This window comes from Actinoalloteichus spitiensis RMV-1378 (assembly GCF_000239155.1).
In the GTDB taxonomy this organism is placed as follows: domain Bacteria; phylum Actinomycetota; class Actinomycetes; order Mycobacteriales; family Pseudonocardiaceae; genus Actinoalloteichus_B; species Actinoalloteichus_B spitiensis.
On record NZ_AGVX02000039.1, the window covers coordinates 1 to 3,950 of the forward strand.

The following is a 3,950-nucleotide window of genomic DNA, read 5'->3' on the forward strand; positions in this document are numbered from 1 at the left end:
GACCGCCGGTCCGGGCGACGTCCCACCCGAACGGCAGCCGCCATCCGCCCCACGGTCACGCTGCGCGATCGAGGAACTGCCGGCGGCCCTGCCCCCGCACCCCCCGGGACGAGGTGGCGGATTGGCGCTCTGCTCCCCCGACGAGGCCCGATCCGCCGGACGCGGGCCAGGGCCGTTCGCCCAGCGCGTGGTGCCAGCCCGCGCCGCCGCCACCCGGCGCTCGGCGGCGGCCGGGTGCCGCGTGTCCCACCGCGACCGTTCCGCCGGCCGTACCACCGCAGCGAGAGGACGAACCGCGATGACACACCCCGCACGGCCAGGTGAGGATGAGGAACGGGAACCTCGGCGGTTGCTGAACTCCGCCGCCGCCGAGCTGCGTCGCGGCCTGGCCCCGGGCTGGTCCTCGGTGCAGGTGCTGTGCCGGGCGGCCGGACAGCACGCCGAATGGGAGGTGTGGGTGGTCATGCCGGACGGGACCAGCCACCGCGTCTCCCCGCCGGACTCCCTGCCACCGCTGCTCGACCGGGTGAGGACGAGCATGTACCAGCCGGGCACCGGAACGTGGACCAGCGCGGTGCTCGTTCTCGACCAGAAGGCGGGTTCCTTCGAGCAGCGCCTGGAGTTCGACAGGGAACCCCGCTGGGCACAGCCGCCTCCCGCCTCGGTGTGGCTGGAGGAGCTGCGCCGGCACCCCCGGGACGACCAGCGGCTGCCCCCCTGGTGGCGGGACCACCTGGCGACGCTCGAGCCGGTCGCGCCCGCTCCCCCCACCCCGCGACCGCCGACGGAGGCCTCCCCGGCCCCGGTTCGGCTGCACGGGGCGGAAGGAGCCGGCCGGGGTCGGGGTACCCGGGGGCGCCGCGACGCCGCCGGGCCGCCCACCGACCCCGACGCCCCCCGGGCCACCGCCGGGGCAGGGTTGCGCCAGGCACGGCTCTTCGACGGTTCCGACCCCTCGGGCCGCCCCCTCGTCACCCGCGAGCAGGTTCCCCCCGCCGAACGCGCTCCCCTGCTCTTCTACCTGGAGAACGCCCCGATGCTGTCGGCGGCGCGCACCGGCCCCGACGAGCTGGACCCGGCCCTGCCCGCCGCCGTACCGCACGCCCTGCACACCGACGGCGTCTGGACCTGGTCCGCAGCCGTGCCCTACTACCTGCGCGAACACGGGGTGCCCCCCGAACCCGAGCTGGTGGCGCACGTGCGAGCACGCGGGTTCCGGCTCCCCGCGCCGACGGCTCCCGAACTGGACCTGCCGGACCGCGATGTCGCGGAATAGACCGAGGGGTGCCGGCGTTGACGGGAGCGGTCGGCACGGGGCTGGTCCCCCGGGCTCAACACTCGCACCGTCGCGGAACACCGGTTCGGCCGGAGCCGCGTTCGGATAACCGCCGAGAGGCGACACCCGTGTCGGCCCCCGCACTCACCTCCGCCCCCGGCCGGTCCACCCGGAGCTCACCTCGCCGTGGACCGGCGGGCGCGACCCACGTGCTCGGCGAAATGCGCCCCCAGGCCGCGTCGCGGCGACGTCGCCGGGGTACCCCGAGAACATGGAACGACACGACCGAGACGGGCTGAACCCGCAGCCGCCGCTGGCTCCGGACACGCCCACCCCGCCCGAGCTGGACGTCCGCCTACCGGAGCTGGACCTCGACGACGAGGACCTGGCGGCGGTGGACCCGGAACTCGACACGGCGGACTCGGTGGACAGCGCCGACCAGGAACCGCCGGACTGACGGGCACGTGGTCCACCGCGCGGACCGACGCCGGCGAACGGCCGTGGTGGCGGTCCCGACGCCCCGGGCGGGTGCCGGCGCACCTCCCCCCGCGCCGCTCGGCGCGGATGGCCAGGGCCCGTCGAGGAGGCGCCATGGCACAGCACCCGCCCCGGCCCAGTTCGCACCGGTCCCCGACGCGAACGGACGGCGAGCACACCCGCCACCCCACCTCCGGGTCGGAGGACCCGGCTCGACACCGGCGGCGAGAGCCCTCGCCGGACTTCCCCGACACCCCGGAGCCGGACGAGGTCCCACCCGACCCCGCTCCCGACGAGGTCCCTCCGGTGCCGGAACCCGACGAACGGCCGGCCTGGCCGGAACCCGACGAGATCCCTCCCACCCCGGAGCCGCCCCGGCACGCCCGCCGCCCGCACCCGGACCTCGGCCCGGACAGCGCGCCTCCCGCGTAGCGCGTCCGCGCCTCCCCACCGGCGGAGGCGGGTCGCGACGAGGTGACATCCCACCCCACCCCGGCCCACCTCGGCGCGGTTGGTCGGCGCCCGCCGACCGCCACCGGAGGCCGCCGCCCGCGCCGGCGCGCGGCCTCCCATTCCCGTCCCGGGGCGACGCCGTCAGTGGTCGTGCCCCGAGTGGTCATGGCCCTCGTGGTCCCCGTGGTGCTCGTGCCCCCCACCCTCACTCGTACTGGTCTTCGGGTAGTCCTCGCGGTCGGCGCCCCCGGTGTTGCCGGTGGCGATGACGACCAGCAGCGCCACCACGACCGCCGCCGCCCCGAGCCGCAACACCAGGGAGCCGATGTCGCGCACGCCCAGACCGCCGGACCACTCCGAGGGGCGCCACGGCACGCGCTCACCACGGCGCGCCGGGTACAGGAGCCGCCACAGGAACAACAGGGCGACCGGGACCTGCATCACCCAGAGCACGGTGCGCAGGCCCCCCGTGAACCACACGTTGGTGCCCCACAGGAAGGTGTGCCAGATCCCGAGCACGTAGACGACGATGATGAAGCGGTGGATCAACCGCCACAGCCGGGGGCCCATCCTGTTCCGCACGTAGTAGGTCAGCCCCATCGGCAGGGCCAGCCAGAACGCGATCACACCGATCGCCACCGCGAACCGCCCCGGCGCGTGCGAGTAGAGGCCGGGCACGAACGCGCCGAGCAGGTCGTTGCCGCTGTCCCAGCTGAGCACGAGCGCGTGGGCGAAGATCAGGGCGATGACGGTCAGGCTGGTCGTCCGGTGCAGACGTTCGACGGTGGCGGGGCGCAACCGGATCCACGCCGGCCGGCTCCCGCCGACGAGCAGGCCGAACAGCACCGTGACCCACGACCACAGCAACGCCGACCAGCCGAACGCCTGGCTGAGCCAGTAGGGCCAGTTCGCGGCGGCGTCGGCCATGAAGGGCATCACCAGGACCGTGTCGGACGTGCCGTTGTCGATCCGCCAGTGCAGGATCCCGTAGACGGACGCGGTCACCAACAGCGCTATCGCGAGGTCGGGCAGCACAGCCCTGAGGTCGGACCGCAGGGTGCGGTCCCTTCTGTCGCGGCGCGGAGCGGGCGCCGCTGGTTCGTCAGTGTGCATTGCTCCTGGTCCTCCTCGTTCGCCCCGGCCGGCCACGGTGCCGCCCGGGTGGGTCGCCGGCCCTTCCCCGGCCGGCGGACGGCGGCGGGCTGGTGCTCCCCGTCGCCGAGTTCTCCTCGTCCCCGGCGGCCAGCGGGCGGCGCCGCGCCAGCGCCAGCAGGCTCCGCGTCCGCCGGGGGAGGCCGCCCCTGGGACGGCGGGCTGGTGTTCGGGGGCCACCGCCACGGCGCCGGCGACATTGCCCGAGGCGGCCCCGATCGAGGTCGCGGTGGTGCCCCGGGGGCCGGCCTCGGTGCGGGTGGGTCGCCCCACCAGGTCGGGGGTGTGGACCACGACAAGCACCCGAGCACCCACCCCCGACGGCGACCAGCGCCACCAGCGCCACGGGCCTCACGGCGGCGATGAGCGGGGTGGCCGCCGCGTGCCGGGTCGACGGCGGCGGTAGCGCTCCCGCTGGCACGGCCCCGGCACGCCGGCCACCGGTCCACGGCCCGCCCAGCGGCGCCGCCCCCGTCGAACGACGCGTACGTGGCACCGAGGGCCTCTGGCGGGACGTGCCTGGCACCCCGGACGGGGGGCACGGGGCGCGACGCACCCGGCACACCCCTGGCCAGACCGGGTGCGGCCGGTG

4 protein-coding genes are annotated in these 3,950 nt (G+C 76.1%); 3 read left to right on the forward strand and 1 reads right to left on the reverse strand.

Annotated features, from left to right (window positions below; genetic code table 11):
- Positions 1-298: 298 nt before the first annotated feature.
- From ACTIDRAF_RS31715 to ACTIDRAF_RS32410, 3 genes are all read left to right on the forward strand, one after another.
- Entirely contained in the window at positions 299-1,276 is a 978-nt protein-coding gene (locus tag ACTIDRAF_RS31715; protein ID WP_016697044.1) for a hypothetical protein, read from the forward strand.
- 271 nt (positions 1,277-1,547) lie between these two features.
- Complete coding sequence (locus tag ACTIDRAF_RS0202075) at positions 1,548-1,733, forward strand: hypothetical protein (protein WP_016697045.1); 186 nt, start codon at positions 1,548-1,550, stop codon at positions 1,731-1,733.
- A gap of 134 nt (positions 1,734-1,867) precedes the next feature.
- A complete protein-coding gene (locus ACTIDRAF_RS32410) occupies positions 1,868-2,185 on the forward strand; it encodes a hypothetical protein (RefSeq protein WP_016697046.1) in 318 nt (105 codons plus the stop codon).
- 162 nt (positions 2,186-2,347) lie between these two features.
- On the opposite strand, the gene ACTIDRAF_RS0202085 is transcribed toward ACTIDRAF_RS32410, so the two are convergent.
- Entirely contained in the window at positions 2,348-3,319 is a 972-nt protein-coding gene (locus ACTIDRAF_RS0202085; protein WP_016697047.1) for a ferric reductase-like transmembrane domain-containing protein, read from the reverse strand.
- Between the last annotated feature and the right edge of the window lie 631 nt (positions 3,320-3,950).

What these genes read in the sequence shown, in the direction of transcription:
- ACTIDRAF_RS32410 (WP_016697046.1), top strand. Translation starts at nt 1,868, where the DNA reads ATGGCACAGCACCCGCCCCGGCCCAGTTCGCACCGGTCCCCGACGCGA.
- ACTIDRAF_RS0202075 (WP_016697045.1), top strand. Translation starts at nt 1,548, where the DNA reads ATGGAACGACACGACCGAGACGGGCTGAACCCGCAGCCGCCGCTGGCT.
- ACTIDRAF_RS0202085 (WP_016697047.1), bottom strand. Translation starts at nt 3,319, where the DNA reads ATGCACACTGACGAACCAGCGGCGCCCGCTCCGCGCCGCGACAGAAGG.
- ACTIDRAF_RS31715 (WP_016697044.1), top strand. Translation starts at nt 299, where the DNA reads ATGACACACCCCGCACGGCCAGGTGAGGATGAGGAACGGGAACCTCGG.